The following is a 24,779-nucleotide window of genomic DNA, read 5'->3' on the forward strand; positions in this document are numbered from 1 at the left end:
CCCCCCCCCCCCCCCCCCCCCCCCCCCCCCCCCCCCCCCCCCCCCCCCCCCCCCCCCCCCCCCCCCCCCCCCCCCCCCCCCCCCCCCCCCCCGCAACCGCGGGTTCGGGTTGAGGCTGCGCATCTTGCGGTTCGCGGCCTGATCGGCCTTCTCCGGGACGACCGCCTTGATCCCGCGTCTGCGCAGGTAGGCGCGGTTCGCCCGCGAGGAGTACGCCTTATCGGCAGCTACCGCGTCCGGTCGGGTGCGCGGACGGCCCACCGGTCCGCGTACCTTGACCCTCTCCAACACCGCGACGAACCGGGGACTGTCAGCAGCCCGCCCAGGCGTCGCCATTGGCTGTCAGTGCGGAACCGCCAGATGACGCCCTCGAACTGTTCGCGCAGGCGCCGCGGGAAAGGGCCGTACCGGACTGCGGTACACCGAGGCCTCGGAGGCGGCGCTCCTGGACGGACTGCAGTCCGCGATGGTGGTGAAGTCCACGCTGATCTCTCCAGGTCACTCCTTTCCTGACGCCGTCACCGCCAGCACGCCCGCCATCACCGCCGCGATCAGCAGTGGGATGCCCAGCCCGTGATGGATCACCAGCCACGCCCCGAGCAGCGCCCCCGCGAGCATCGCGATCACGGAGGCCGTGCGGCGTGGGGAGCGGTGGGCGCTGCCGCCCGCGAGGCGGGACTCGGAGGCGAGGCCCGTCAGGGTCATCGTCAGGACAGTGGTCGTCAGGTCGGGGACGCCCAGTTTGCGGACGGTCGCGTTGCGCAGGCCCATGGCGAAGGCGGTGAGGGCGATCAGGGTGTACGTCGTGCCGGTGGCGCCCGGTGCGGCGAAGGCGACCGCGGCCGATACGCCCACGAACAGCGTCTCGGCGGCGAGCGTGATCCGTGCCCAGCCGCGGCGCGAACCGGTGCCGAGCCGCACCGCGACCCGGCCCCCGGCCACCGCTCCCACCAGGAAGGAAACCAGCGACGTCAGCGTGTGCGGGACGGAGAAACCCGGTGCCCCGGCGGCGGCGAAGCCCAGCACCACCACGTTGCCGGTCATGTTCGCGGTGAAGACGTGGCCGAGGCCCAGATAACTCACCGCGTCGATCAGGCCGCTGACCACGGTCAGCCCCAACAGCACGGCCACCAGGCGCAGTCCGCGCGCCTCGGGGTCGTATGACGGCTTCTCCGTCTCGGTGGTCATGCGGCCTCCGGTCAGCGGGACGGGCGGGGTGGACCCAAGTCCACCACGGGTCCGGGGGACTCTCGGATGTCCGGGCGAAGCGAGCGTCCGTAGCGTCACGGGTATGACAGAAGAGACGCGCAAAGCATATGAAACACGGACCAGTTGGCGTGTCCGGCGGGGACTCGCCGGAGCGGCGGCGCTGTGACCGCGGTGAATCAGGGGGACGTGGACCACTTCGGGTCGTTCCAGGTGTCGGCGCCGCAGGTGGTGCGGTGGTTCGACGCGGTGAGCCGGTAACGGCACGGCGAAGGCGGCGGGCCAGGGGATCGGGGGGCCGCCGCCTTCCGTTGTGTTGGGGGGCCGGGCAGTAGCAGCCACGTGTTCCGGCGACGCGCGGTCTCTACGTGCCGCCGTACAGGCGTTTCAGATCGACGAGGACCACTTCCCCTCGCTCTGCCGCCGCGTGCAGGTCCGGGGTGAAGCCGATGCCGCTGTAGCAGGCGGGGCGGGCATGGCTCGTGTCGATGCCTCGGGCCGTGAGGAGCCCCAGGATGTGGCGGAGCCGGTCGAGGTGGCGTACGTCCATGACCTTGTTCCACTTGGCTTCGCCGATCGACAGCAGGATGCCGTGATCCTGGCCGACCGCGCCGCGTACGACGACGTCGACTTCGTGGGAGGCGCGCGCGGCGGAATCGGCGACGGTTCCCGAGGTGACCTCGATGGGGAGGCCGCCGAAGGTGTCGGGTTCCGCATGCCAGGAGACCCACTCGCGGCACAGGTGCTCGAAGTGGGGGCCGACCACATTGCTGAGGAACGTGTCCCGGGATGTGGCCCAGGCTGCCGCCGGGTTGCGCCGCTGCGTCAGCAGGGACTGGTTCGGGCGTACGACCGCGTGGTGGAACGTGATCAGGGGTTCGGCGATGCGGTACGCGGTGCGGTTGCCGCGGAAGGCGTCCGGCTCCACGGTCAGCAGGCCGCACCGCTTGAGCACGGTCAGTGGCTGGGAGATGTCGGTGGCCTTGCGGCCGACGGCGCCTGCGATGCCGCCGCTGGTGTGGTTGCCGGCTGCGACTGCCGCCAGGAGGGAGTGGTAGAGCGCGCGGTCGCGTACGTCTGGTTCGGCGGCGAGGAGGAACTCCGCCTCGCCCTGGAGGGGGCGCGCGGGATTGAGGGCCGTGCGGCACACCCAGTCGTCGAAGTCGTCGAGTCCCGCCGGTACGTCGTCGCCCACGAACTCCCGCCGGTAGGCCGGGGTGCCGCCGACCACGGAGTGCGTGAGGACGGCGAGCTGTGGGTGGTCGATGTTCCAGAACGAGGCCGCCTCCCGATATCCCAGGGAGTGGACGACGAGGTCGAGTCCGGCGCGGCCGTACAGCGGCGAGGTACCGGACAGCAGTCCACCCATGAACGACATCGCGCTGCCGCACAGCAGAAGGCGCGGATGCCGACGCAGATGACGGCCGCCGCGGACGCCCAAGGTGGCCTGGAGGCGGGAGGGAAGGGATGTGTCGCCCCGGACCAGATACGGGAACTCGTCGATGACGATCGGGACGGGGCGCTGCGCGGCCAGGTCGAAGAGGAGCTCCAAGGCTTCACTCCAGTCCCGGGGGCGTGGCGGCACGGGCGCGTCGGTGAAGCGTCCGATCGCTTCGCCGATCAGTCTCAGGGACTCGGCGGCGGTCGCCTCGACGGCAGTGAAGTAGAAGCCGCCTGTCGCCTCGGTCAGAGCTTCGAGCAGGAAGCTCTTCCCCTGGCGACGGCGTCCGGACACGACTCCGAGGCGTGGACCTGGCTCCTCGTCGGAGACGAAGGCGGTCAGCTCGCTCCACTCCCAGTCCCGGTCGAAGATCTGGGGTGGCTTGGGGATGTTGCGGTGGGACGGTCGCGCCATGGGTGCCTCATTTTTAGTCGCGTACATCTAAGAAGTACATCTCTAAGAACGAAAGCGCACCTGCGGGGACACGGGTATCCGGTGTCGCCACAGGTGCGGGGCTCGGCTGAAGCGGCAGCGGGCATGGCAAAGGCGGCGGCCCCGGGGATCGGGGGGCCGCCGCCTTCGCGTGCGTGGGTGCCTTGTGGGCGCCGTCAGTACGAGCTGTCGGCTTAGTACCAGTGGTTGGCCTGCCAGAAGTTCCAGGCGGCGGCCGGGCTGCCGTAGCGGGAGTTCATGTAGTCCAGACCCCACTTGATCTGGGTCTTGGGGTTGGTCTTCCAGTCGGAGCCGGCGGACGCCATCTTCGAGCCGGGCAGGGCCTGGACCAGGCCGTAGGCGCCGGAGGAGGCGTTCGTGGCGCTGGGGTTCCAACCGCTCTCGTGCTCGACGATCTTGCTGAAGGCGTTGAACTGCGCGGCGTCCGGGATCATCTGGTGCGCGATCGACTGGGCGGAGGAGGCCGAGGTGGTAGCGGCCTGTGCGGGAGCCGCGGCCAGAACCATGCCGGCGGTGGCAGCGGCCACGGCGGCACCGGTGAGGACCTTCTTCGGGGAGGCGACGACGCGGCGGATGACGGAGACGGTCACGGAGCACCTTTTCTTCGGGGACAAGAGAGTCGCTGTGTGTCGGAACCACGCGGTGCGTGGTCTGGCATACGTCGGCGCCGCGACCCGGGTGGGCTGTCGGCGCCTGGCGACAGCTCTAGAGAAACAGGCTCCGGGGGGTGTCCGCAATGACCCCCTTTACTAGTGGTGGTCGCATACAAGTAGAAAGTCCGTCGTGTGATCTGGCTCGCAAAGCGCAGGTCAGAGAGGGTGCGTCTACGGACATATCGGACAAGATGGACTACGATTCCGCATCGTAGGTGACGTGGGTCATGTGGGGCGGTTCACCGCGCGGCCAACGGTCCGCACGCGTCCGATCACACAGAGGTCACGCAGTGGGTGCGTCGAATGTGACCGCGGTCTCGAACGCGGCCCGGCGCGTGGCCCGGCGCAGTGCCTTGAGGAGGGTCGCGCCCAGCGTGAGGGTCAGGACCACGGTGACGACCGCCCGGCCCAGGTCCCAGCCGAGCGAGGTGGCCAGGCAGTACGCGAGGAAGCGGGTCAGGTTGGCGGGGACGGTGTCGTGCGGGTCGAAGGCGACGTTCGAGGCCAGCGCGTCCATGAAGGGCCAGCCGGCCAGGTTCATGACGGTGCCGTACGCGAAGGCGGCGAGGAATCCGTACGCGGCGAGCATCACCAGCTCGGCGCGCCCGCGCAGCCGGTCGGGGCCCGGCAGCAGCCCGGCGCCCATGGTGAACCACCCCATGGCGAGCATCTGGAACGGCATCCACGGCCCGACCCCGCCGGTGAGCAGCGCCGACGCGAACATCGTCACGGACCCGAGCACGAACCCGAACCCCGGCCCGAGCACCCGCCCGCTCAGCACCAGCAGGAAGAACATCGGCTCGATCCCCGCTGTCCCGGCCCCGATCGGCCGCAGCGCGGCGCCGGTCGCGGCCAGCACCCCCAGCATCGCCACGGCCTTCGGCCCGAACCCCGACTCCGAGATCGTCGCGGCGACGACACCGACGAGCAGCACGAGCAGCCCCGCGAACAGCCAGGGAGCGTCCTGCGCGTGCGCACTGACCTGCGAGCCCGGCCCCGCGAAGAGCGGCCAGCCGAATCCGGCGACACCGGTGGCGCTCACCAGGGCGAGGGCGGCGATGGAGCGGGGGCCCAGGCGGATGGCTTGGGCTTGGGGCTGGGGCTGGGCCTGGGGCGGGTTCTGACTCTGGGACCGGCCGGGCTCGCCCGCCATGCCATGCGCGTGCGCGGCCGGTGGCTCGGGGGTCTTCTGGTTCGGGGCGCGCTTCTCCGGTTGCCCGCTCATGCCCGGGTCTCCGGTTCGCTCGTGCGCAGCGCGGCACGGATCTGGGCGACGGTCAGCCAGGGCTGCGGGGCCAGCACCTTCGTGACCTGAGGGGCGAAGGACGGGGACGCGCCGACCACCTCGGCGGTGGGGCCGTCGGCGACGATCTCACCGTCCGCGAGGATGACGACACGGTGGGCGAGGTCGGCGGCGAGTTCCACGTCATGGGTGGCCAGGACGATGGCGTGCCCCTCGGCGGCCAGGCCGCGCAGCACGGTGACCAGCCGGGCCTTCGCCGCGTAGTCCAGGCCCCGGGTCGGTTCGTCGAGCAGCAGCAGCGGGGGGCGGGCCGTCAGGACGACGGCCAGCGCGAGCGCCAGCCGCTGCCCCTCCGACAGGTCCCGGGGGTGCGTGTCGTCGCCGATGCCCGGCAGCAGTTCGGAGACGAGGGCCCGGCAGGTGCCCGGCTCGGCGCCCGCGTCGCCGTCGGCCGCCGCGCACTCGGCGGCCACCGTGTCCGCGTACAGCAGATCCCGTGGCTCCTGCGGCACGAGGCCCACGCGCCGTACGAGCTCCCGCGGCGCCGTCCGGTGGGGCACCGCGCCGCCGACCCGTACGGTCCCGGCGGCGGGTTCGACCAGCCCGACCAGCGCCCCGAGCAGCGTGGACTTCCCGGCGCCGTTGCGGCCCATCAGCGCGATGGTCTCGCCGGGGGCGGCGGTGAGGTCGACGCGGCGGAGCGCTTCGACGCGACCGCGACGGACGGCGAGGGATTCGACGGCGGCCACGTGTGGTGAGGGTGTCGGGGCGCCGGGGGTGCGCCTGTAGAGGAAACGGGGGCGGCGGGAAGGGGAGGGGAGGGGCGGCGGCTCGACGCCGGGTGCCTGGGCGGCACACGCGTTCGGCGTCGCCCCCGTGTCCGGCGTGAGTGTCTCGAGCCGCTGCCGAAGCGCCCCCGCCCTGCGGCGGGCGTCCCGCACCGTCAGGGGGAGGGGGGACCAGTCGGCGAGGCGGCCCAGGTCGACCACCGGGGGGTACACCGGGGAGACGGCCATCACCTCGGACGGGGTGCCGAGCAGGGGCGCGGCGCCCGGGGACGGGAGAAGGACGACCTGGTCGGCGTACTGGATGACGCGTTCCAGGCGGTGTTCGGCCATGAGGACCGTGGTGCCGAGGTCGTGGACGAGGCGTTGGAGGACCGCGAGGACCTCCTCCGCGGCGGCGGGGTCCAGGGCCGACGTGGGCTCGTCGAGGACCAGGACCTTCGGGTGGGGGGTCAGGACCGAGCCGATGGCGACCCGCTGCTGCTGGCCACCCGACAGCGTGGCGATCGGGCGGTCGCGGAGGTCCGCCAGGCCCAGCAGGTCCAGCGTCTCCTCGACGCGGCGGCGCATCACGTCCGGCGCGAGGCCCAACGACTCCATGCCGTAGGCGAGTTCGTCCTCGACCGTGTCCGTGACGAAGTGGGACAGCGGATCCTGGCCCACCGTGCCCACGATGTCCGCGAGCTCGCGTGGCTTGTGGGTGCGGGTGTCGCGCCCGGCGACCGTGACCCGGCCGCGCAGGGTGCCGCCCGTGAAGTGCGGGACGAGCCCGCCGACCGCGCCGAGGACCGTCGACTTGCCGACCCCGGACGGGCCGACCAGCAGCACCAGTTCGCCTTCCAGGACCTCGAAGTCGATGCCCTGGACGGTGGGTTCGGCCGCCCCGTCGTACGTCACGGAGACATCCTCGAAGCGGATCATGAGGGCTCCTTGGGCTCTTTAAGGGCTGGGGCGGGGGCGACGAAGGCGGGGAGGAGGCCGAGCAGGACGGCCGCCGCGGGCCAGAGGGGGAGGGCGGGGGCCACGAGGGGGACGACGCCGGGGCGCAGCGCCGCCGGGTCGTACGAGGCGGCCGCCACCATCAGCGCCGCCACCGCGACACCGGACCCCGCGACCAGCCACGCCCGTACGCCCCACACGTCCGGCCGGTACCGCGTCCGCAGCGAGCGGCGGCCGCCCAGCCACAGGCCGCCGAGCGCCGCGGCCAGCCCGGCGAGCAGCACGGGCAGGCCGTAGCTCCCGCCCTCCGCGGTCAGCAGTCCGTACGTGCCCGCGCAGACGCCGAGCAGGCCGCCCAGCGTCAGTACGGCGGTGGTACGGCGGACGGCGGGCGGTACCTGGGCGGTCCGCCCGTACCCGCGCGCGTCCATGGCCGCCGCGAGGGCGACCGAGCGCTCCAAGGCGCCCTCCAGGACGGGGAGTCCGACGTGCAGGAGGCCGCGCAGGCCTCGGTCGGGGCGGCCGCGCAGGCGGCGTGCGGCGCGCAGCCGCTGGGCGTCCGCGATCAGGTTCGGCGCGAACGTCAGCGCGACGACGACCGCGACGCCCGCCTCGTACAGCGCGCCCGGCAGTGATTTCAGCAGTCGCGCCGGGTTCGCCAGCGCGTTCGCCGCGCCCACGCAGATGAGGAGCGTGGCCAGTTTCAGGCCGTCGTACAGCGCGAAGACCAGGCCCTCGGCGGTGACCCGGCCGCCGATGCGGATGCCCTGCGCCCAGTGGGGGAGGGGGACTTCGGGGAGGGTGACGACGAGGTGCGTTCCGGGGATGGGCGAGCCGAGGAACACGGCGAAGCCGAGCCGGATGCCGAGGACGGCCATCGCGAGCTTGACGAACGCGCCGTACGAGCGGGCCCAGGGGGCCTGGGTCCGGCGCGCCGCGACGACGTATCCGGCTACGCCGATGAGCAGGGCCAGGAGAAGGGGGTTCGTGGTACGGGAGGCGGCTGTTCCCAGGCCCAGGGCCCAGATCCACCAGGCGCCCGGGTGGAGGGCGTTGGAGCGGGTTGCCTCCGGCGTGCGGGTACGGGGGCGCCGTGGGCGTTTCCTTCGGTCGGCACCCGGCGCTGGTGGCTGTGCCCACCCTCCCCCACTCTCGGCTTCGCCAGAGCGGGGGGACCCCCATCGCCCTGCGGGACGATTGCCCACAGCAGCAGTAGCCGTATCGGTGCGCCCGCGCCGGGCGAACCGATTGCCCGCACCGGTGACGGCGTGCTCAGTGTCGTCCTTCGTCATCGTCCCCACCCCCCACCTCAGCCCCGGTGGCGTCGTGCCTGCCAGATTGCCGCCGCGCCCAGCAGGGCCACCGCGGCCACGCCCGCGAGCAGGCCGACGGACGGGCCGTGGTGGGTCGACTTGGTCTGAGGGTGGGCCGAGGCCGTCGGCTTGTGGGCCGCGACCTGTTCGCCGCAGCCCGTTTCCGGGTAGCCCGCGATGGCGCACAGGAGGGCGTTGGTGTCGTAGCGGAGGGGTTTCGCGACCGAGGCGAGCGCTTCTGCCGTCGTCGCGTCCGAGGAGACGCGGGCGCAGGCCGTACGGGGGCTCGGTGGTGTCTCGCCGGACGGCGCGTCCGTGGTCGTGCCGAAGTCGATGACGAGAGCCACCCGCTTCTTGCCCTGCTGGGCGGGCGTCCCGGCGCAGATGGACCCGAAGTCCGTGTCGCCGCGCGGCCGCACGGCGTGCCGCGAGTCCTCGCTCACCGCGAAGCGGAAACCCTGGACGTCGCCGTCGGACGGCCGCGCGGTCGACGGACCCTGCGTCGCGTACGTCCACTTGCCGCCGGTCAGGTCCCAGAAGGACCAGTAGCGGTAGCCGACGGCCTGGGCCTGCCCCGTGCCGCCGAGTACGAGGAGCAGCAGGGCCGCCAGGACCAGCGCGGACGTCCGACGGCGGCTCACAGCTGCTGCTTCTTGTTGCGGCCGCTGATCAGGAAGCCGATGCCGATACCGGCGACGAGACCGACGCCGACGATCCACCAGACGCCGAGCCCCTTGTCGTCGTCCTTCTTCTCGTCGCTCGGGGCGGCCGAGTGGTCGGACACGTTCGCCGCCGGACCGGTCGCGCCGAGCTGCTTGACGAGGTCCTGGCCGCCGAAGTCACGCGGGTCGGTGCCGGTGGCGTGGGCGGCGAAGATCAGCTGGGCGTACGCGGCCGGTCCTGCCTTCGCCGCCCAGGCGGCGGAGTTCTTCTCCAGCCAGGCCAGGGGTTCCTTCGCCAACGACGTCGCTCCCGCGGCGGACAGCGCCACGACCGCGTCCGCCGTGTTGCCGTAGTCGGGCTGGTCCTTGGCGCCGGCGAGAGCGGACTTCAGGTAGGGGGTCTTCTTCAGCGACTTGGCCAGATAGTCGGCGCCGTTCTGCGCCGCGTCCTGCGGTCCGGGGGAGTCAGTGGTGGCGCACTGCGTAAGGTCGTACGCCGCACCGGCCTCCGCCACGAACCCCTTGCCCAGACTGCCGAGCACCCCCGCCGCTGTCGCGTCCGCGTTCGCCGCGAGCTTGCCCTTCTTGTCCGGCTGGTAGGCGAAGGCGCCCGCGCCGTCCGCGCCGCACGGGATCGACAGCTTCAACAGGACGTCGTACGGCGACTTGCCGCCCTTGGAGACATCGGCGGGCTTCTGGCCCACGGCCTTCAGCGCGCCGATCACCACGGACGTGGAGTTGGCGTCGCTCGCTCCGCCCGGGGTGTAGCCCCAGCCACCGTCCTTGTTCTGCACGGACTTCAGCCACGCGACGGCCTTGCCCGTCTCGGTGTCGTGCCCGCCGAGCGCGCCGAGGGCCTGCACCGCTGCCGCCGTGCTGTTCGTGTCGACCATCGTCTTGGCGTCGCACTTCGCGGTGGCGTCGGCGCGGTACGCCGCGAACGCCCCGTTCGCGCACTGCTGCCCGGTCAGCCAGCCGATCGCCTTGGCGGCGGGCTGCACGCCCACGGTGTGCTGGGCGAGCAGCGCGAGCGACTGCCGCCACACGCCGTCGTACGTGGGGTCGCTGGAGCCGTACAGGCCGGACGGGATCGCCTGCGACGGTGCCGCGGAGGGGGACGAGTCGGCGGCGAGGGCGGCCGGTGCCATGACGGCACCGATCACGGCGGTGGCGGCCAGTACCGCGGCGCTGCGGCGAACAATCATGACTCTCCCTGCGGGGAGCCGGGCAGCACCGGGCACGCTGAAGTATCCGGGCGGCTCCGGCCCCGTATCCCTCGACGGTGCCGGCCATCGGCGGGCTGCCGAGGGCGCGAGCCGGTCACGTCCCGGGCGAGGCGATCCGGCTCACCACCGGGCAGGTGGTTCACGGTTGCGGGTCAGCGCCGGAATTGCACCGGCTTCCCCCCGTACGGGTGTGATGACGACGCGCTCACTCTACCGGCCCGTAGGGAATCACCTGAGGGCCACCTGTGACGCCGGGTGGACAGGGCCGGCAGGGGCGGTAGGTTCCGGCCATGCGAACGGGGAGACTGCTCGGCTCGGGGCGTTCGGCGGATGTCTACGAGATCGACGAGGCGTGGGTGCTGCGGCGGGACCGGGAGGGGTGGGGCGACGCCGCCGCCGAGGCCGAAGTGATGGAGCACGTACGCGGCCACGGTTACCCGGTGCCCAAGGTGCGGGCGGCGACCCGTACGGACCTGGTGATGGAGCGGCTGACCGGGCCGACCATGCTGGAGGCGTTCGTCCAGGGGCTGCTCGCTCCGCTGGAGGCGGGCGCCACCCTCGCCCGGCTGCTGCGCGCGCTGCACGCCCTGCCCGCCCGGGTCTCCGACGACCCCGCCGTCCGCGTCCTGCACCTGGACCTGCACCCCGACAACGTGATGCTCACCCCGGACGGCCCGAAGGTCATCGACTGGGCCAACACGGAGGAGGGCCCGCCCGGCCTGGACTGGGGCATGTCCGCCGTGATCCTCGCGCAGGTCGCCGTCGGCGGCGAGCCGTACGCGGGGGTGGCCCGCGAGACGCTGACCGCGCTGCTCGACGGGAACGCGGCGCACGTCACGCAGGACGGCCTCGCGGAGGCGCGACGGCGCCGGGCGGCCAATCCGACCATGAGCGCGCGCGAGGTCGAAGTCCTGGGTGAGGCCGAGGAGTTGATCCGTACGCTGCTTCATCTCCATTGAGCGGCGCCGGCCGCGCACCGCCAGAAGTCCTGTATCGGGGCGGTGGGCGTCGGGTCGGGAACAGTGCGGTGAACATGGTCACTGACGGGGCGTGGGCCCGCCGAACGGCAGGAACACGGTGCGGGAGGCGAGCAGCCAGGTTCCGTCGATCTGGCGGAAGGTGTCCTCGTAGTGACCGACCTGCACGGGAGGTGCGGCCGGGACCATGCCTCCGGTGTGACCGTCGATGCGGTAGGTCGTGAGGTACGAGGTGGAGGTGGCCGTGGTCGGCGAGGTCAGGGTGACGAGGATGTTCGTCATCGCGCGCCGCGAGAGGCGGTCGGCGGGCCGCGAACCGAAGTAGTCGCGCAGCGCCTCACGCCCCTTCACGGTCCGCGCTCCCTCCGGCCACTCCCAGGTGGCGTCCTCGGTGAACAGCTCGGCGACCGTGCCGGGTTCACCGAGGTCGAGACGGTGGATGAAGTCGAGGATGAGCCGCTCGCAGGCGCGCTCGGCGAGGAGCTGTTCGAGGTGATCCATGACGTCGTTGCTATCAGTTCGGCGTCCACGACAGCCAACGCATTACACCGCCACGTACGTCACCGGATCGCTCCCCGTCACCGCCTCCGCCCGCCCCAGCTTCACCAGCCGTCGCACATGGGCCTCGGCCTCCGAGACCGCGATGTTCCTTGATCCGTAAGGGATCTGGTCCCACGGACGGTTCCACTCCATCCGCTCGGCGAGCTGCCACGGGGTGAGCGGGGCCGCGAGAAGGGCGAGGAGCCCGGTGAGCCGCTCCTCGTGATGCGTGAGCAACTCCCGTACGCGCGCGGGGGCGTCGGCGAACGCGTGCTGGTGGGCCGGGAGCACCTCGGCGGGGGCGAGGCGGCCGACGCGCTCCAGGGAGTCGAGGTAGTCGCCGAGCGGATCGGTGACCGTGGCGTCGTCCGGGTCCTCGTACAGGCCGATGTGCGGGGTGATCCTCGGAAGGAGGTGGTCGCCGGAGAACAGCCGCCCATGGCCGGGGAGTTGGGCGGGGTGGGCCTCCTCCAGGTGCAGGCAGACGTGGCCGGGCGTGTGGCCGGGGGTCCAGATCGCGCGCAGGCGGCGGCCGGGCAGGGTGAGGAGTTCGCCGGGGACGATCTCGCGGTCGGCGAGCGCGGGGGTGAAGCCGGGGAAGGTGCTGGGGCGGCGCACGGACGTCCGTGCCTCGCGCAGGGGTGCCACGTGCTCCTCGGGTGCGCCCGAGGCCGCCAGCTTGGCCGCCATGTAGGCGAACCAGCGCTCGGGCCGGTTCTCCCGCGTCCGCCGTACGATCGCGGCGTCCGCCGCGTGCATCGCGAGCCACGCCCCGGACGCATCCCGCACCTGGCCCGACAGACCGTGGTGGTCGGGGTGGTGGTGGGTGATGACGACACCGTGGATCTCGGCGACGGAGGTGCCGCAGGCGGTGAGCCCCTCGGTGAGGGTGTCCCAGGAGGTGGGGTCGTCCCAGCCCGTGTCGATCAGGACGGGACCGCGGTCGGTGTCCACGACGTACACCAGGGTGTGGCCGAGGGGATTGTCCGGGATGGGGACCCTGATCGACCGTACGCCCCCGCCGTGATCGGTCACCTGCGCCATGGGCTCCCCTATCGCCGTCTTCCGGTCACTATAACTAGAACCAGTTCCAATGGGAGCCCAAGTCGACCGTTCTGCCCGGGGGGCCGAGTCGACCGTGCGACCGATCAGTCCGGCCCGTGGACTCATCTCACTGGAACTGGTATCAGTTCTCGTATCTGATGAAGCGTCAGAGAACGTCCCCGGGGAGGCAGTCGGCCATGACCGAGCTCGTGGAACACGGACAGCTGTTCATAGGCGGGGAGTTGACCGACCCCCTGGGCAAGGACGTCATCGAGGTGATCTCGCCGCACACGGAAGAGGTCATCGGGCGCGTGCCGCACGCCTCGACGGCGGACGTCGACCGGGCGGTCGCCGCCGCGCGCAAGGCGTTCGACGAGGGACCCTGGCCGCGGATGAGCCTCGATGAGCGGATCGAGGTCGTGACCCGGATCAAGGACGCGATCGCCGTACGCCACGAGGAGATCGCCCGCGTCATCTCCTCCGAGAACGGCTCCCCGTACTCCTGGAGCATCCTCGCGCAGGCCCTCGGCGCGATGATGGTGTGGGACGCGGCGATCACGGTCGCGCGCGGCTACACCTACGAGGAGACGCGCGACGGAGTCCTCGGGAAGATCATCGTCCGGCGCGAGCCGGTGGGTGTGGTCGCCGCCGTGGTGCCGTGGAACGTGCCGCAGTTCGTCGCGGCGGCCAAGCTCGCGCCCGCGCTGCTGACCGGCTGCACGGTCGTACTGAAGCCGTCGCCCGAGTCGCCCCTGGACGCGTATCTGCTGGGCGAGATCGCCAAGGAGGCCGGACTGCCGGACGGCGTCCTGTCGATCCTCCCGGCGGACCGCGAGGTGAGCGAATACCTGGTCGGACACCCCGGCATCGACAAGGTCTCCTTCACCGGGTCGGTCGCGGCGGGCAAGCGCGTGATGGAGGTCGCGTCGCGCAATCTGACCCGCGTGACGCTGGAGCTGGGCGGCAAGTCGGCGGCGGTGGTGCTGCCGGACGCGGACATCACGACGTCCGTCCCCGGGATCGTCTCGGCGGCCTGGATGAACAACGGCCAGGCGTGCGTCGCGCAGACCCGCATCCTTGTGCCGCGCTCGCGGTACGACGAGTTCGCGGACGCCTTCGCGGCGGCGGCGAGCGCGCTGGTGGTCGGCGACCCGCTGGACCCGGCGACCCAGGTGGGCCCGCTGGTCGCCAAGCGGCAGCAGCAGCGCAACCTCGACTACATCCGCATCGGCCAGGAGGAAGGCGCCAAGATCCTGACGGGCGGCGGCCGTCCGCACGGCCTCGACCGCGGCTGGTACGTCGAGCCGACCCTCTTCGGCGACGTCGACAACTCCATGCGGATCGCCCGCGAGGAGATCTTCGGTCCGGTCATCTGCCTGCTCCCGTACGGCGACGAGACCGAGGCCGTGAAGATCGCGAACGACTCCGACTACGGGCTGAGCGGCAGTGTCTGGACGGCGGACGTCGCCCACGGCATCGATGTCGCGCGCCAGGTCCGTACCGGCACGTACTCCGTCAACACCTTCAGCCTCGACATGCTCGGCCCCTTCGGCGGCTACAAGAACTCGGGCCTGGGGCGGGAATTCGGTCCCGAGGGCTACGGCGAGTTCCTGGAGCACAAGATGATCCACCTGCCGGCCGGCTGGGAGGCGTGAGGATGGGCGACCGCTGGCGGGTCGAGGTCGACCGCTCCGTCTGCATCGGCTCGGCCCAGTGCGTCCACCACGCCCCGGACGCCTTCCGCCTCGACACCGGCATGCAGTCCCATCCGGTCGACCCGGAGACCGACGCCAACGAGAAGATCCTGGCGGCGGCGGAGAGCTGTCCGGTCGAGGCCATCATGATCACGCTGCTGGAGAGCGGGGAGCCGGTGTTTCCGCCAGAGGACTAAAAAAGTTCCCTTTGGGGGGTTCTATATTGCGGTGGGCGTTATATCCTGGTAATGGCCTACGAGGCGAGTGAGGGAGTTCGACCGGAGTAGCCGACTTTGGCGAGACGCAGCAGCATCGCATCCGCTGGGGCCGACGTCGACGGTCGAGCTGAGAGGCTGGAAGGCAGCAGTAGGGCCGGAAGGCGACCCCCAGCACCTGATCCGGACAATGCCGGCGAAGGGAACCCGTCTCGTAGGTTTTCGTGTGCCTGCGCCCGGCCTGTCTCTGCGCTCGGCCTAGCTCTGATCGTCCGGGGTCGTCAGATCGATTAGCCGGCACACCGTCTCGATGTCGATCTTGACCTGGGCGATGGAGGCGCGGCCCGAGAGCCAGGTGATCAGGGCCGAGTGCCAGGTGTGCTCGATGACGCGGACGGCGGAGAGCTGGGCGGGGGTGGGGTCGTCGAGGCCCATCGCGTCGAGGATGATCGCCGTGGTCTGACGGGAGACCTGGTCGACCTCCGGGCTGACGCTGCGGTCCGCGAAGGTGAGCGCGCGGACCATCGCGTCGGCGAGGTGCGGCTCGCGCTGGAGGGCGCGGAACGCCCGCATCAGGGTCTCGGCCACCCGCTCCGCGGCCGAGTCCCCGGCCGGCGGCTTCTTGCGCAGGGTGCCGTGCATGTGTTCCAGCTGGTCCTGCATCGTGGCGACCAGCAGATGGACCTTCGAGGGGAAGTACCGGTAGAGGGTGCCCAGGGCGACCTGCGACGACTCCGCGACCTCGCGCATCTGCACCGCGTCGAAGCCGCCCCGGCTGGCCAGCTGCGCGCTCGCGTGCAGGATCCGGCGGCGGCGCGCCTCCTGCCGCTCAGTGAGCGGAGGTGTGGCGGGGGGTGCGGTGGCGTGCGTGGTGGGGCGCGCGGCGGGTTGCGACTCCGGGCGCGCGGTCTTCGTGTCCGCCTTGGCTTCCGCAGGCATGGGTCCGTTCCGTGACATCAGCGAGAGGGAGCGATGAGTCAGCATGGCAGGGCTTCCGGCTGCCGCGCGAATCATCGGACACCGCCACTCCGTCGTGGCGTGAATCACCTGATCCACCGCTCACACCGGCGCTACCTGCCGGTAGATTCAGTGCTCCTTGAACGATCAAGTCTGAAACTTGTTCTAGATTAGCGTCCCGGCGTAATGTCGCGGGAAAGTGCAGGGAGAAGGGGGCCGAGAGTGACCGCTGAGGCCATGGAAGCGGGCCCCGGGGAGGGTGTGGCCGCCGACGGCGAGCGACCCCTGCGCATCGCGCTACTGACGTACAAGGGAAACCCGTTCTGCGGCGGCCAGGGCGTGTACGTACGTCACCTCTCGCGCGAGCTCGCCCGCCTCGGCCACCGCGTCGAGGTCATCGGCTCCCAGCCCTACCCGGTGCTGGACGAAGGGCTCCCGGAGCTGAGCCTCACCGAGCTGCCCAGCCTCGACCTGTACCGCCAGCCGGATCCCTTTCGCACCCCGAAGCGCGACGAGTACCGCGACTGGATCGACGCCCTCGAGGTCGCGACCATGTGGACCGGCGGTTTCCCCGAACCGCTGACCTTCTCGCTGCGTGCCCGCCGCCATCTGCGTGCCCGGCGCGGGGACTTCGACGTCATCCACGACAACCAGACCCTCGGCTACGGCCTGTTGGGGGACGTGGGCGCACCGCTCGTCAGCACCATCCACCACCCCATCACCGTCGACCGGCAGCTGGAGCTGGACGCCGCCGAGGGCTGGCAGCGCCGCGCGTCCGTCCGCCGCTGGTACGCCTTCACCCGCATGCAGAAGCGCGTCGCGCGCCGGCTGCCGTCCGTGCTCACCGTCTCCGGCACCTCACGCCAGGAGATCGTCGACCACCTCGGCGTACGGGACGAGCGCATCCACGTCGTCCACATCGGCGCGGACACCGACCTTTTCTCGCCCAATCCCGCCGTGCCCCAGGTACCGGGCCGCATCGTCACCACCTCCAGCGCCGACGTCCCGCTCAAGGGCCTCGTCTTCCTCGTCGAGGCGCTCGCGAAGGTGCGCACCGAGCACCCCGGCGCGCACCTCGTCGTCGTCGGCAAGCGCGCCGAGGACGGGCCCGTCGCCCAGGCCATCGAGCGGTACGGCCTCGAAGGCGCCGTCGAGTTCGTCAAGGGGATCTCCGACGCCGAACTCGTCGACCTCGTACGGTCGGCCGAAGTCGCCTGCGTGCCTTCGCTGTACGAGGGGTTCTCCCTGCCCGCCGCCGAGGCGATGGCGACGGGAACTCCGCTCGTGGCCACGACCGGCGGGGCGATCCCGGAGGTCGCCGGACCCGACGGGGAGACGTGCCTGGCGGTACCGCCAGGCGACGCCGGTGCGCTGGCCGCTCGGCTGAGCCGACTCCTCGGTGACCCGGAGCTGCGGACAAGGCTCGGCTCCGCCGGCCGGGAACGGGTGCTGGAGCGCTTCACCTGGGCCCGCGCCGCCCAGGGCACGGTGGCCCACTACCGCGAGGCGATGGCCCGATCGGGGGCTCCGGGAACGCGCCGCTCCGCAGCGGCCGTCGACCGCTCCGCGGCCCCGGACCCCGGCCACTCCACGACCACGACAGACTTCGCCCCGGCGACGGGCGCCCTCTCCACCTCCGATCGCGAAAGCAGGGCCACGTGCTGACCGTCGACTTCTCCCGGTTCCCGCTCGCCCCTGGCGACCGCGTACTGGACCTCGGATGCGGTGCCGGCCGGCACGCGTTCGAGTGCTACCGGCGAGGTGCGCAGGTCGTCGCCCTCGACCAGAACGCCGAGGAGATCCGCGAGGTCGCCAAGTGGTTCGCGGCGATGAAGGAGGCGGGCGAGGCCCCCGCCGGAGCCACCGCGACCGCCATGGAGGGCGACGCCCTGGCGCTGCCCTTCCCCGACGAGTCCTTCGACGTCGTGATCATCTCCGAGGTCATGGAGCACATCCCGGACGACAAGGGCGTCCTCGCGGAGATGGTCCGGGTGCTGAAGCCGGGCGGCCGCATCGCGATCACCGTCCCGCGCTACGGGCCCGAGAAGGTCTGCTGGACGCTGTCCGACGCGTACCACGAGGTCGAGGGCGGCCACATCCGCATCTACAAGGCGGACGAGCTCCTTGCCAAGATCAGGGAGGCCGGGCTCAAGCCGTACGGCACCCATCACGCCCACGCCCTGCACAGCCCCTACTGGTGGCTGAAGTGCGCGTTCGGTGTCGACAACGACAAGGCGCTGCCCGTGCGGGCGTACCACAAGCTGCTGGTCTGGGACATCATGAAGAAGCCGCTGGCCACCCGGGTCGCCGAGAACGCGCTGAACCCGCTGATCGGCAAGAGCTTCGTGGCGTACGCGACCAAGCCGCACCTGCCCGTCGACGCCGCCGCGGTGGACGCTTCGTGACGACGCCCCGGACAGAACACCTCGTCCTGCCCGGGGTCCTCACCGCCGAGCAGGCTGCCGCCACGGTGCGCGGGATCCTCGGGGTGCAGCGGCCCGACGGCGCCATACCGTGGTTCCGTGGACACCATCTCGACCCGTGGGACCACACCGAGGCCGCGATGGCCCTGGACGCGGCGGGGGAGCACGAGGCCGCCGAGCGCGCCTACGAGTGGCTGACGCGGCATCAGAACGAGGACGGCTCCTGGTACGCGGCGTACGCCGACGGGGACTTCGAGGACGTCACCGACCGCAGCCGCGAGACCAACTTCTGCGCGTACATCGCCGTCGGTGTCTGGCACCACTACCTGGCCACCGGTGACGACACGTTCCTGGACCGGATGTGGCCCGCGGTGTACGCGGCCGTGGAGTTCGTGCTCGGGCTCCAGCAGCCCGGCGGGCAGATCGGCTGGAAGCGCGAGGACGACGGCACGGCGGTCAACGACGCGCTGCTGACCGGGAGTTCGTCGATCCACCACGCGCTGCGCTGCGCGCTCGCCATCGCCGAGCAGCGGGAAGAGGCGCAGCCCGACTGGGAGTTGGCGGTCGGCGCGCTGCGGCACGCGATCCGGCTCCACCCCGAGCGGTTCCTCGACAAGGGCCGCTACTCGATGGACTGGTACTACCCGGTGCTCGGCGGCGCGTTGACCGGCGCCGAGGCCAAGTCCCGTATCGAGGAGGGCTGGGACCGCTTCGTGGTGCCCGGACTCGGCGTCCGCTGCGTGGTCCCCAACCCGTGGGTGACCGGCGGCGAGTCCGCCGAACTCGCCCTCGCGCTGTGGGCCGTGGGCGAGTCCGACCGAGCCCTGGAGATCCTCCAGTCCATCCAGCACCTGCGCGACCCGAAGACCGGCCTGTACTGGACGGGCTATGTCTTCGAGGACCAGGCGATCTGGCCCGAGGAGCTCACCAGCTGGACGGCCGGCTCACTGCTGCTCGCCGTCGCCGCGCTGGGCGGCGACGAGCCGACCTGCGCGGTCTTCGGCGGCGAACGCCTTCCGACGGGCCTGGATCCCGACTGCTGCGACTAGGACGCGTCTCCGCCGTGATCGGCCGGGACAGGTCCTGGGCCCGCCCGGCGGGTCAGTGGCGGTGCATGCGGTTGGCTATCGCGTGGCCCACGAAGAGGTAGACGACGGCCGCGAGACCGTAGCCCGCGACCACGCGTGCCCATGCCTTGTCGAAGGTGAACAGGTCACGCGACCAGCCGGCCAGCCAGGCTGCCACGTTGTGGACGAACTGCACCAGGTCGTTGGCGCGGTTCGCGTCCAGTAGGTACATCAGGATCCACAGGCCGAGGATGACGGCCATCACGTCGGCGACGATCGCGACGACCGTCCCCGCCTGGTTGGAACCGTTGCGATATCGAGGGGACATGCCCGGCGGGTAGCCCGCGAATCCCGGGTGAAACCCGAACGGGTTCGTCAAGTGGCGCAGCCGTGGGGACCGGGTGAGGCTGCTGGGAGAGCCGTGTTCTCCCGGGACCAGGGAGAACCGTTCCCTTCCCCGGAGGACCCTGTGCCCGTACCGATACGGCGCCTGATCGTGGCGCTCACTCTCAGCTGCGCCCTGCTCGCCGGAGCCACCGCCTGTGGCAGTGGCTCCACCACGAAGGACACCGCCTCCGTGGCGCAGGCAGCCGCCACCCCGACGCCGACCACTTCCTTCGAGAAGCAGAAACTCTCCAAGACCCGGTTCGTGGCGAACGCGGGGCTCGCGGCCGGAGCCACCTACCAGTGGATCGTGAAGCCCTGGAAGGCAGGCAAGTTCAAGAAGGGCGCGAAGGGCCGGACACTCGCGCTGATCAAGGCGGGGCTCGCGGGCACCTTCGCGTACAACCGCCTCAAGGCCGCATCCAAGAACGCCCAGGGCGACCCCCTGCTCTCCAAGGCCGTCGCCCCGCTCACCGCGGGCATCGACGCCCTCAAGAACCTGCCGTCCAAGCTCCGCAAGGGCGACGGGTCGGCGGCGAGTTCCTTCGACGACATCATCAACAAGGTGAAGGACGCCGGGAAGAGCGCGGGCGCCGAGGTCAAGAACCAGGTGCCGTCGGCCTCCCAGCTCTCGGGCGGCTAGTCACGGCTAGGAGTTGAGGTCGGCGAGGACCCGTAGCGTGTGGGGGTCCGGGGACAGGACCAGCAGGTCGGTCACCGGGCCCTTGCGCCACAACTCCAGCCGCTCGGCGATGCGTTCACGGGGCCCGACGAGCGAGATCTCGTCGGCGAAGGCGTCGGGGACCGCGAGGACGGCCTCCTCCCTGCGCCCTTCCAGGAAGAGCCGCTGAATCCTGCGCGCCTCCTCCTCGAAGCCCATGCGCGCCATCAGATCGGCGTGGAAGTTGCGCGCCGCGTGCCCCATCCCGCCGATGTAGAAGCCGAGCATCGCCTTGACGGGCAGCAGCCCCTCGGCGAGGTCGTCACAGACATGGGCACGGGCCATCGGCGCCACCAGGAAGCCCTCGGGCAGCTCGGTCAGCGACGCCTCGTAAGCCTGAGGACGCGTCGGCGACCAGTACAGCGGCAGCCAGCCGTCCGCGATCCGGGTCGTCTGCGCGATGTTCTTCGGGCCCTCGGCGCCGAGCAGGATGGGCAGTTCGGCGCGCAGGGGGTGCGTGATCGGCTTCAGCGCCTTGCCGAGGCCCGTGCCGTCGCCGCCCCGGTACGGATGGGAGTGGAAGCGCCCGTCCAGCTCAACGGGCGCCTCGCGTCTGAGGACTTGGCGTACGACATCGACGTACTCCCGGGTCGCGGTCAGCGGCGACTTCGGGAACGGACGGCCGTACCAGCCCTCGACGACCTGCGGCCCCGACAGGCCGAGGCCGAGCATCATGCGCCCGCCCGAGAGATGGTCGAGCGTGAGCGCGTGCATCGCGGTGGTCGTGGGGGAGCGGGCGGCCATCTGCGCGACGGCCGTGCCGAGTCGGATGCGGGAGGTCTGCGCGGCGATCCAGGTCAGCGGCGTGAAGGCGTCGGAACCCCAGGACTCGGCGGTCCACACGGAGTGGTAGCCCAGCCGTTCCGCCTCCTGCGCCAGCGGTACGTGGTCCGGCGAGGGGCCGCGCCCCCAGTAGCCGAGTGCGAGACCTAGCCGCATGTCCCCTCCAGGCGAGCGTGTCTGACGATCCGTCAGTTATGTCTGCCGGCAGGCGACTGTACGACAACGGCCCCCCGCCCGGAAGGGCGAGGGGCCGTACGGGAGCGTGCGTCAGCCGCGCTGGATCCCGGACGTGTCCTGCAGAACACCGCGACGGCCGTCCTGCGTCTGCGCCACCAGGCTCGGGCCGCGCTGCTCGACGGCCAAGTACCAGGTGCCCGGCGCCAGTTCGGCGATCGGCGTCGGCGAACCGTCCTCCGCGAACAGCGGACGTGCCACCGGCACGGCGAACCAGAACGGCGAGAAGTCCCCGGCGGGCGGCGTCGCCTGCGGGGCGTCGGCCTGCTGCGGATGCGGCTGCTGCGGAGCGCCGTACGGCTGCGGCTGCTGCGGCTGCGCACCGTAGGGCTGGCCCGGCTGCGGAGCGCCCGGGTAGCCGTAACCACCCTGCGGCTGACCGCCGTAGGGCTGGGGGGCGACGGGCTTGGGGGCGCCGACGAGGGCGGCGGCCAGGGCGGGGACGAGCGGGGTGGCGATCGCGGCGGCGGCGAGAACCAGGGCGGCGATCAGGCCGAGGATGAGACCCGAGCCCGCGTCGACGTTCGAGGTGCCGAAGGTGTCGCTGAACGCGCCCAGCGGGTCGATGATGGTCCAGAACGAGGTCCACGCGGCGAAGAGCGTCAGGGCCACCCCGAGCTGGCCGAGGTCGAGCCCGATGACCTTCCGCGGCTGCGGGAGCGCGCGGGCGACAACGATCAGGGCCGCACCGACGATGCCACCGATGTACATGCTCATCACAAGGCCCAGGTTGTCCCAGGCATTCAGTGAGTCGCTGCCGGACGGGTCGTACGTGCTGAGGAACGACGCGATGAACAGCAACACCGCTGCTCCGATCACCACGCCGTCGCCTCGAGTGAGGGAGCGGATATTCACTTCAGGTCCTTCGTCAGTCGTCTCGTCATCGGTGGAGGCGTCGCTGTCACCATGTCGCCGTGAGCGCGAGGTGCGAAGCGCGGGGGTGGCCCCTCATCGTAGGGACGACACTATCGCCCGTTCGATCAGGGTGTCCGCCGGGTTCGATCCGTTGATCGCTACCCGCGCAGGAAACTCACGATTCCCTCAGAGATCCCACGCGCCGCCTTCTGCCGCCAGGCGCCGCTGGTCAGCAGCGCCGCGTCCTTGCTATCGCGCATGTTGCCGCACTCGATGAACACCTTCGGAACCGTTGACAGATTGAGACCGCCGAGATCCTTTCGGACCACGAGTCCGGTGCCGTCACCGACGTAGTTGGAGGGCGCGCTGCCCGTCTCGCGGACGAAGTTGCCCGCGATGCGCTCGCCCAGATCGCGGGACGGCGAGGTGATCGGACGGGTGTCGGCGGCGCCCGAGTGGACGGCCTCCGGAAGGATCACGTGGAAGCCGCGGTTGCCGGCCGCCGAGCCGTCCGCGTGGATCGAGACGACCGCGTCGGCATGCGCGTCGTTGCCGATCCGCGCCCGCTCGTCGACGCACGGACCCCAGGAACGGTCGCCGTCCTGGGTGAACTTCACCGTGGCGCCCTGCTGTTGAAGGATCGTGCGCAGCCGCCGTGAGACGTCGAGGGTGAACTGGGCTTCTGTATAACCCGAGTTGGTCGACGTGCCCGTCGTATCGCACTCCTTCCAGTTCGTGCCGATATTCACCTTGCGGTTGATCTCGGTCGTGTGCCGGAAGTTGCCGGGGTTGTGCCCCGGGTCGATGACGACGACCTTGCCCTTGAGGGGGCCGGAGGCGGCGGGGCGGGACGCGGAGGGCGTCGGGGTCGGTGACGTACTCGGTTTGTTCTCGTCCGTCGCGGAAGCCGAAGCGGACGGGGAGACCGGTGTGGAGGACGACGACTGGGGACCCGCCTTGTCGGACCCGCCCCCCGAGTCGTTGCCCACCGCCTGCCACACCAGCCACCCGGCCAGTGCCCCGGGCACGAGCGCGGCGACCGCGACGGTCAGTGGCCCGCGCCGGGAGCGGCGCGGCTGGGGAGGATCGAAGTCAGGGCCTACGTACGACACGCCAGCGACTCTAACCGTGCCCTCAGGTCCCCGCTTCGGTTCGCCGCAGCACGCGCAGTGAGTCGGTCGCCGAGACCTCGGTGAACGCGCCGGACTCCAGGGCCCTGAGGTAGACGCGGTACGGGGCCTGGCCGGTGAACTCGTCGGCCGGGTCCGGGAAGACGTCGTGGATCACGAGGAGGCCGCCCTCGGCGACGTGCGGCGCCCAGCCCTCGTAGTCGCCGTTCGCGTGCTCGTCCGTGTGGCCGCCGTCGATGAAGACGAAGCCGAGGGGGGTCTGCCAGAAGGAGGCGATCTGCGGCGAGCGGCCGACGATCGCGACCACGTGGTCCTCCAGGCCCGCCTTGTGGAGGGTGCGGCGGAAGGTGGGGAGCGTGTCCATCAGGCCGAGCTCGGGGTCGACCGTGGCCGGGTCGTGGTACTCCCACCCCGGCTGCTGCTCCTCGCTGCCCCGGTGGTGGTCGACGGTGATCGCCGTGACCCCGGCCTCGCGCGCCGCGTCGGCGAGCAGGATCGTGGAGCGCCCGCAGTACGTGCCGACCTCCAGGAGGGGCAGCCCCAGCCGCCCGGCCTCGACGGCGGCCTCGTACAGCGCGAGCCCTTCGCCCGCGGGCATGAACCCCTTGGCGGTCTCGAAGGCGGCGAGGATCTCCGGCTTGGGTGCCGCGGGCATGGGGGTCCTCCAGGGGGTGCGGGCCGTTGTGCGGGGCTGAAGTCACATGGTGCCTCACGCGCCGGAGCCAGGAGCAGGGGGCTCCTGTCGCGGCGGAGACTCCTTGCGCGACGGGGCCCCTTGCGTGACCGGTTGACCTCAACCTTGGTTCATGTCCGAGGCTTCTCGCCATGACCGACGAGACAGTCAAGTGGATCACGGACCGCGCCCACCGCTTCACCGAGCCGGCCCCCGGGACGCCGTCGACCGACCTCCTGCCGTTGGCCGACATCGTGGGCGATGCCCAGGTCGTGGCCCTCGGCGCTTCGAGTCGCCAGGCACACGAGCTGGCCGTGGCCTCGCACCGGGTCGTCCGGCTGCTGGTCGAGGAGCTGGGGTTCCGCTCCCTCGCGCTGGAGGGGGACGACCCGTCGAGGCTCGGGCTCGACGCGTACATCGCAACCGGTGAGGGTGATCCACGGGCGCTGCTGGCCGAGGCGCGGCCGTTCCTGCGGACCGAGGAGATCCTCGACCTCGTCCTGTGGATGCGCGCGTACAACCGTCGGCATCCGCAGGACCCGGTGCGCTTCGCCGGTACCGCCCTCCGGCCGCTGCGCAAGCCCTCCGGGCTCGACGGCCTCGCCGAGATCGAGCTGAGCATGGCCGAGGACACGATCGCGTGGCACGAACGGACCGGAGACAAGATCGTCTACTGGGGTGGCATGGTGCACACCGCCAAGGGTGATCCGCGCACCATCTCCCCCTCGGCCACGCCGACGACGCACCGCAACGCGGGCGGCCATCTGCGCGAGCACTTCGGAGCCCGGTTCGTGTCGATCGGCCTGATGTTCCAGCACGGCAAGGTTCCGTACCCGGTTCCCGCCCCGCCGGCGGAGTTCGCCGACGCGGTGCTGGGCGCCGTCGAACTGCCCGCCTACCTGCTCGGCCTGCGGGGCGACGCGCCGGATGCGGTGCGGAATTGGCTCGACGCGCCGACCAGGACGCGACTCATCGGGCCCACCTTCGATCCCGGGGCGAACGCCGACTACTACATGGCCGGAGGATCGCTGCGGGAGTGGTTCGACGCGATCCTCCATGTGCGGGAGGTCACCCCGGCGCAGTTCCTCTGAATGCGCGTACACCCTGAATACGCGTACACCCCCGCCGCGTGAGCGACGGGGATGTACGCGTGTGCGCCAA

24 protein-coding genes and 1 pseudogene are annotated in these 24,779 nt (G+C 71.4%); 8 read left to right on the forward strand and 17 right to left on the reverse strand.

All coding sequences use genetic code 11. The annotated features are described in order from the left end of the window. Positions 1 to 75 precede the first annotated feature (75 nt). From ACZ4WS_RS38120 to ACZ4WS_RS38160, 9 genes and pseudogenes are all read right to left on the reverse strand, one after another. Positions 76 to 330: pseudogene (locus tag ACZ4WS_RS38120) on the reverse strand (transposase); the annotation flags it as partial. A 168-nt stretch (positions 331 to 498) separates the two neighbouring features. Next, complete coding sequence (locus ACZ4WS_RS38125) at positions 499 to 1,188, reverse strand: YoaK family protein (RefSeq protein WP_467987591.1); 690 nt, start codon at positions 1,186 to 1,188, stop codon at positions 499 to 501. 382 nt (positions 1,189 to 1,570) lie between these two features. Further along, on the reverse strand, positions 1,571 to 3,061 hold the full coding sequence (locus ACZ4WS_RS38130; RefSeq protein ID WP_467987592.1) for an AAA family ATPase: 1,491 nt from the start codon (positions 3,059 to 3,061) through the stop codon (positions 1,571 to 1,573). Between the two features lie 212 nt (positions 3,062 to 3,273). Further along, complete coding sequence (locus ACZ4WS_RS38135; protein ID WP_467987593.1) at positions 3,274 to 3,690, reverse strand: aggregation-promoting factor C-terminal-like domain-containing protein; 417 nt, start codon at positions 3,688 to 3,690, stop codon at positions 3,274 to 3,276. Between the two features lie 346 nt (positions 3,691 to 4,036). Then, positions 4,037 to 4,906, reverse strand: coding sequence for an ECF transporter S component (locus ACZ4WS_RS38140; RefSeq protein ID WP_467987784.1), 870 nt, complete (start codon positions 4,904 to 4,906; stop codon positions 4,037 to 4,039). Between the two features lie 68 nt (positions 4,907 to 4,974). Continuing rightward, positions 4,975 to 6,702: an ABC transporter ATP-binding protein gene (locus ACZ4WS_RS38145; protein ID WP_467987594.1), complete on the reverse strand. Its 1,728-nt coding sequence runs from the start codon at positions 6,700 to 6,702 to the stop codon at positions 4,975 to 4,977. Beyond that, positions 6,699 to 8,012 carry an energy-coupling factor transporter transmembrane component T gene (locus ACZ4WS_RS38150; protein WP_467987595.1) on the reverse strand — a complete coding sequence of 438 codons (1,314 nt, stop codon included), beginning with the start codon at positions 8,010 to 8,012 and terminating at the stop codon, positions 6,699 to 6,701. The genes ACZ4WS_RS38145 and ACZ4WS_RS38150 overlap by 4 nt, the downstream gene beginning before the upstream one ends. A gap of 17 nt (positions 8,013 to 8,029) precedes the next feature. Beyond that, a complete protein-coding gene (locus ACZ4WS_RS38155) occupies positions 8,030 to 8,674 on the reverse strand; it encodes an SCO2322 family protein (protein ID WP_467987596.1) in 645 nt (214 codons plus the stop codon). Next, positions 8,671 to 9,900, reverse strand: a complete 1,230-nt coding sequence (locus tag ACZ4WS_RS38160) for a prenyltransferase/squalene oxidase repeat-containing protein (RefSeq protein ID WP_467987597.1) — start codon at positions 9,898 to 9,900, stop codon at positions 8,671 to 8,673. Before ACZ4WS_RS38160 ends, ACZ4WS_RS38155 begins: the two co-directional genes overlap by 4 nt. A 311-nt stretch (positions 9,901 to 10,211) precedes the next feature. Between ACZ4WS_RS38160 and ACZ4WS_RS38165 the strand changes: the two genes are divergently transcribed. Then, a complete protein-coding gene (locus ACZ4WS_RS38165; RefSeq protein WP_467987598.1) occupies positions 10,212 to 10,880 on the forward strand; it encodes a phosphotransferase in 669 nt (222 codons plus the stop codon). A 78-nt stretch (positions 10,881 to 10,958) separates the two neighbouring features. Here ACZ4WS_RS38165 and ACZ4WS_RS38170 read toward each other — a convergent pair whose 3' ends face one another. Continuing rightward, a complete protein-coding gene (locus tag ACZ4WS_RS38170; protein WP_467987599.1) occupies positions 10,959 to 11,399 on the reverse strand; it encodes a nuclear transport factor 2 family protein in 441 nt (146 codons plus the stop codon). Between the two features lie 42 nt (positions 11,400 to 11,441). Next, positions 11,442 to 12,482 (reverse strand): MBL fold metallo-hydrolase, encoded by a 1,041-nt coding sequence (locus ACZ4WS_RS38175; protein WP_467987600.1) that lies wholly within the window; start codon positions 12,480 to 12,482, stop codon positions 11,442 to 11,444. Between the two features lie 197 nt (positions 12,483 to 12,679). Between ACZ4WS_RS38175 and ACZ4WS_RS38180 the strand changes: the two genes are divergently transcribed. Beyond that, positions 12,680 to 14,137 (forward strand): aldehyde dehydrogenase, encoded by a 1,458-nt coding sequence (locus tag ACZ4WS_RS38180; protein ID WP_467987601.1) that lies wholly within the window; start codon positions 12,680 to 12,682, stop codon positions 14,135 to 14,137. 2 nt (positions 14,138 to 14,139) lie between these two features. Then, positions 14,140 to 14,373 carry a ferredoxin gene (locus ACZ4WS_RS38185; RefSeq protein ID WP_467987603.1) on the forward strand — a complete coding sequence of 78 codons (234 nt, stop codon included), beginning with the start codon at positions 14,140 to 14,142 and terminating at the stop codon, positions 14,371 to 14,373. A gap of 276 nt (positions 14,374 to 14,649) precedes the next feature. Here the strand turns inward: ACZ4WS_RS38185 and ACZ4WS_RS38190 are convergent, their stop codons facing one another. Then, positions 14,650 to 15,330, reverse strand: a complete 681-nt coding sequence (locus ACZ4WS_RS38190; RefSeq protein WP_467987604.1) for a TetR family transcriptional regulator — start codon at positions 15,328 to 15,330, stop codon at positions 14,650 to 14,652. A 240-nt stretch (positions 15,331 to 15,570) separates the two neighbouring features. Between ACZ4WS_RS38190 and ACZ4WS_RS38195 the strand changes: the two genes are divergently transcribed. Genes ACZ4WS_RS38195 through ACZ4WS_RS38205 form a run of 3 tightly spaced genes read left to right on the forward strand, consistent with a single transcriptional unit; the run spans position 15,571 to position 18,820 of the window. Beyond that, a complete protein-coding gene (locus tag ACZ4WS_RS38195) occupies positions 15,571 to 17,013 on the forward strand; it encodes a glycosyltransferase family 4 protein (protein WP_467987605.1) in 1,443 nt (480 codons plus the stop codon). Next, positions 17,007 to 17,753, forward strand: a complete 747-nt coding sequence (locus tag ACZ4WS_RS38200; protein ID WP_467987606.1) for a class I SAM-dependent methyltransferase — start codon at positions 17,007 to 17,009, stop codon at positions 17,751 to 17,753. The genes ACZ4WS_RS38195 and ACZ4WS_RS38200 overlap by 7 nt, the downstream gene beginning before the upstream one ends. Further along, the gene (locus ACZ4WS_RS38205) at positions 17,750 to 18,820 is read left to right on the forward strand and encodes a prenyltransferase/squalene oxidase repeat-containing protein (protein WP_467987607.1); all 1,071 of its coding nucleotides are present in this window, start codon (positions 17,750 to 17,752) and stop codon (positions 18,818 to 18,820) included. The genes ACZ4WS_RS38200 and ACZ4WS_RS38205 overlap by 4 nt, the downstream gene beginning before the upstream one ends. 52 nt (positions 18,821 to 18,872) lie before the next feature. Here the strand turns inward: ACZ4WS_RS38205 and ACZ4WS_RS38210 are convergent, their stop codons facing one another. After that, positions 18,873 to 19,166, reverse strand: coding sequence for a hypothetical protein (locus ACZ4WS_RS38210; protein WP_467987608.1), 294 nt, complete (start codon positions 19,164 to 19,166; stop codon positions 18,873 to 18,875). Between the two features lie 141 nt (positions 19,167 to 19,307). On the opposite strand from ACZ4WS_RS38210, the gene ACZ4WS_RS38215 reads away from it, so the two are divergent. Further along, complete coding sequence (locus ACZ4WS_RS38215) at positions 19,308 to 19,865, forward strand: hypothetical protein (RefSeq protein ID WP_467987609.1); 558 nt, start codon at positions 19,308 to 19,310, stop codon at positions 19,863 to 19,865. Between the two features lie 6 nt (positions 19,866 to 19,871). On the opposite strand, the gene ACZ4WS_RS38220 is transcribed toward ACZ4WS_RS38215, so the two are convergent. The 4 genes from ACZ4WS_RS38220 to ACZ4WS_RS38235 form a co-directional block, all read right to left on the reverse strand. Further along, positions 19,872 to 20,882: an LLM class F420-dependent oxidoreductase gene (locus ACZ4WS_RS38220; protein WP_467987610.1), complete on the reverse strand. Its 1,011-nt coding sequence runs from the start codon at positions 20,880 to 20,882 to the stop codon at positions 19,872 to 19,874. A 111-nt stretch (positions 20,883 to 20,993) separates the two neighbouring features. Then, positions 20,994 to 21,815, reverse strand: a complete 822-nt coding sequence (locus ACZ4WS_RS38225; protein WP_467987612.1) for a hypothetical protein — start codon at positions 21,813 to 21,815, stop codon at positions 20,994 to 20,996. Between the two features lie 158 nt (positions 21,816 to 21,973). Further along, positions 21,974 to 22,927 (reverse strand): N-acetylmuramoyl-L-alanine amidase, encoded by a 954-nt coding sequence (locus tag ACZ4WS_RS38230; protein ID WP_467987613.1) that lies wholly within the window; start codon positions 22,925 to 22,927, stop codon positions 21,974 to 21,976. A 22-nt stretch (positions 22,928 to 22,949) separates the two neighbouring features. Beyond that, positions 22,950 to 23,600: a class I SAM-dependent methyltransferase gene (locus tag ACZ4WS_RS38235; protein WP_467987615.1), complete on the reverse strand. Its 651-nt coding sequence runs from the start codon at positions 23,598 to 23,600 to the stop codon at positions 22,950 to 22,952. Between the two features lie 170 nt (positions 23,601 to 23,770). Between ACZ4WS_RS38235 and ACZ4WS_RS38240 the strand changes: the two genes are divergently transcribed. Beyond that, positions 23,771 to 24,709, forward strand: coding sequence for an erythromycin esterase family protein (locus ACZ4WS_RS38240; RefSeq protein ID WP_467987616.1), 939 nt, complete (start codon positions 23,771 to 23,773; stop codon positions 24,707 to 24,709). Positions 24,710 to 24,779: the final 70 nt, after the last annotated feature.

The sequence above is a fragment of the Streptomyces sp. NPDC029292 genome (assembly GCF_055569295.1).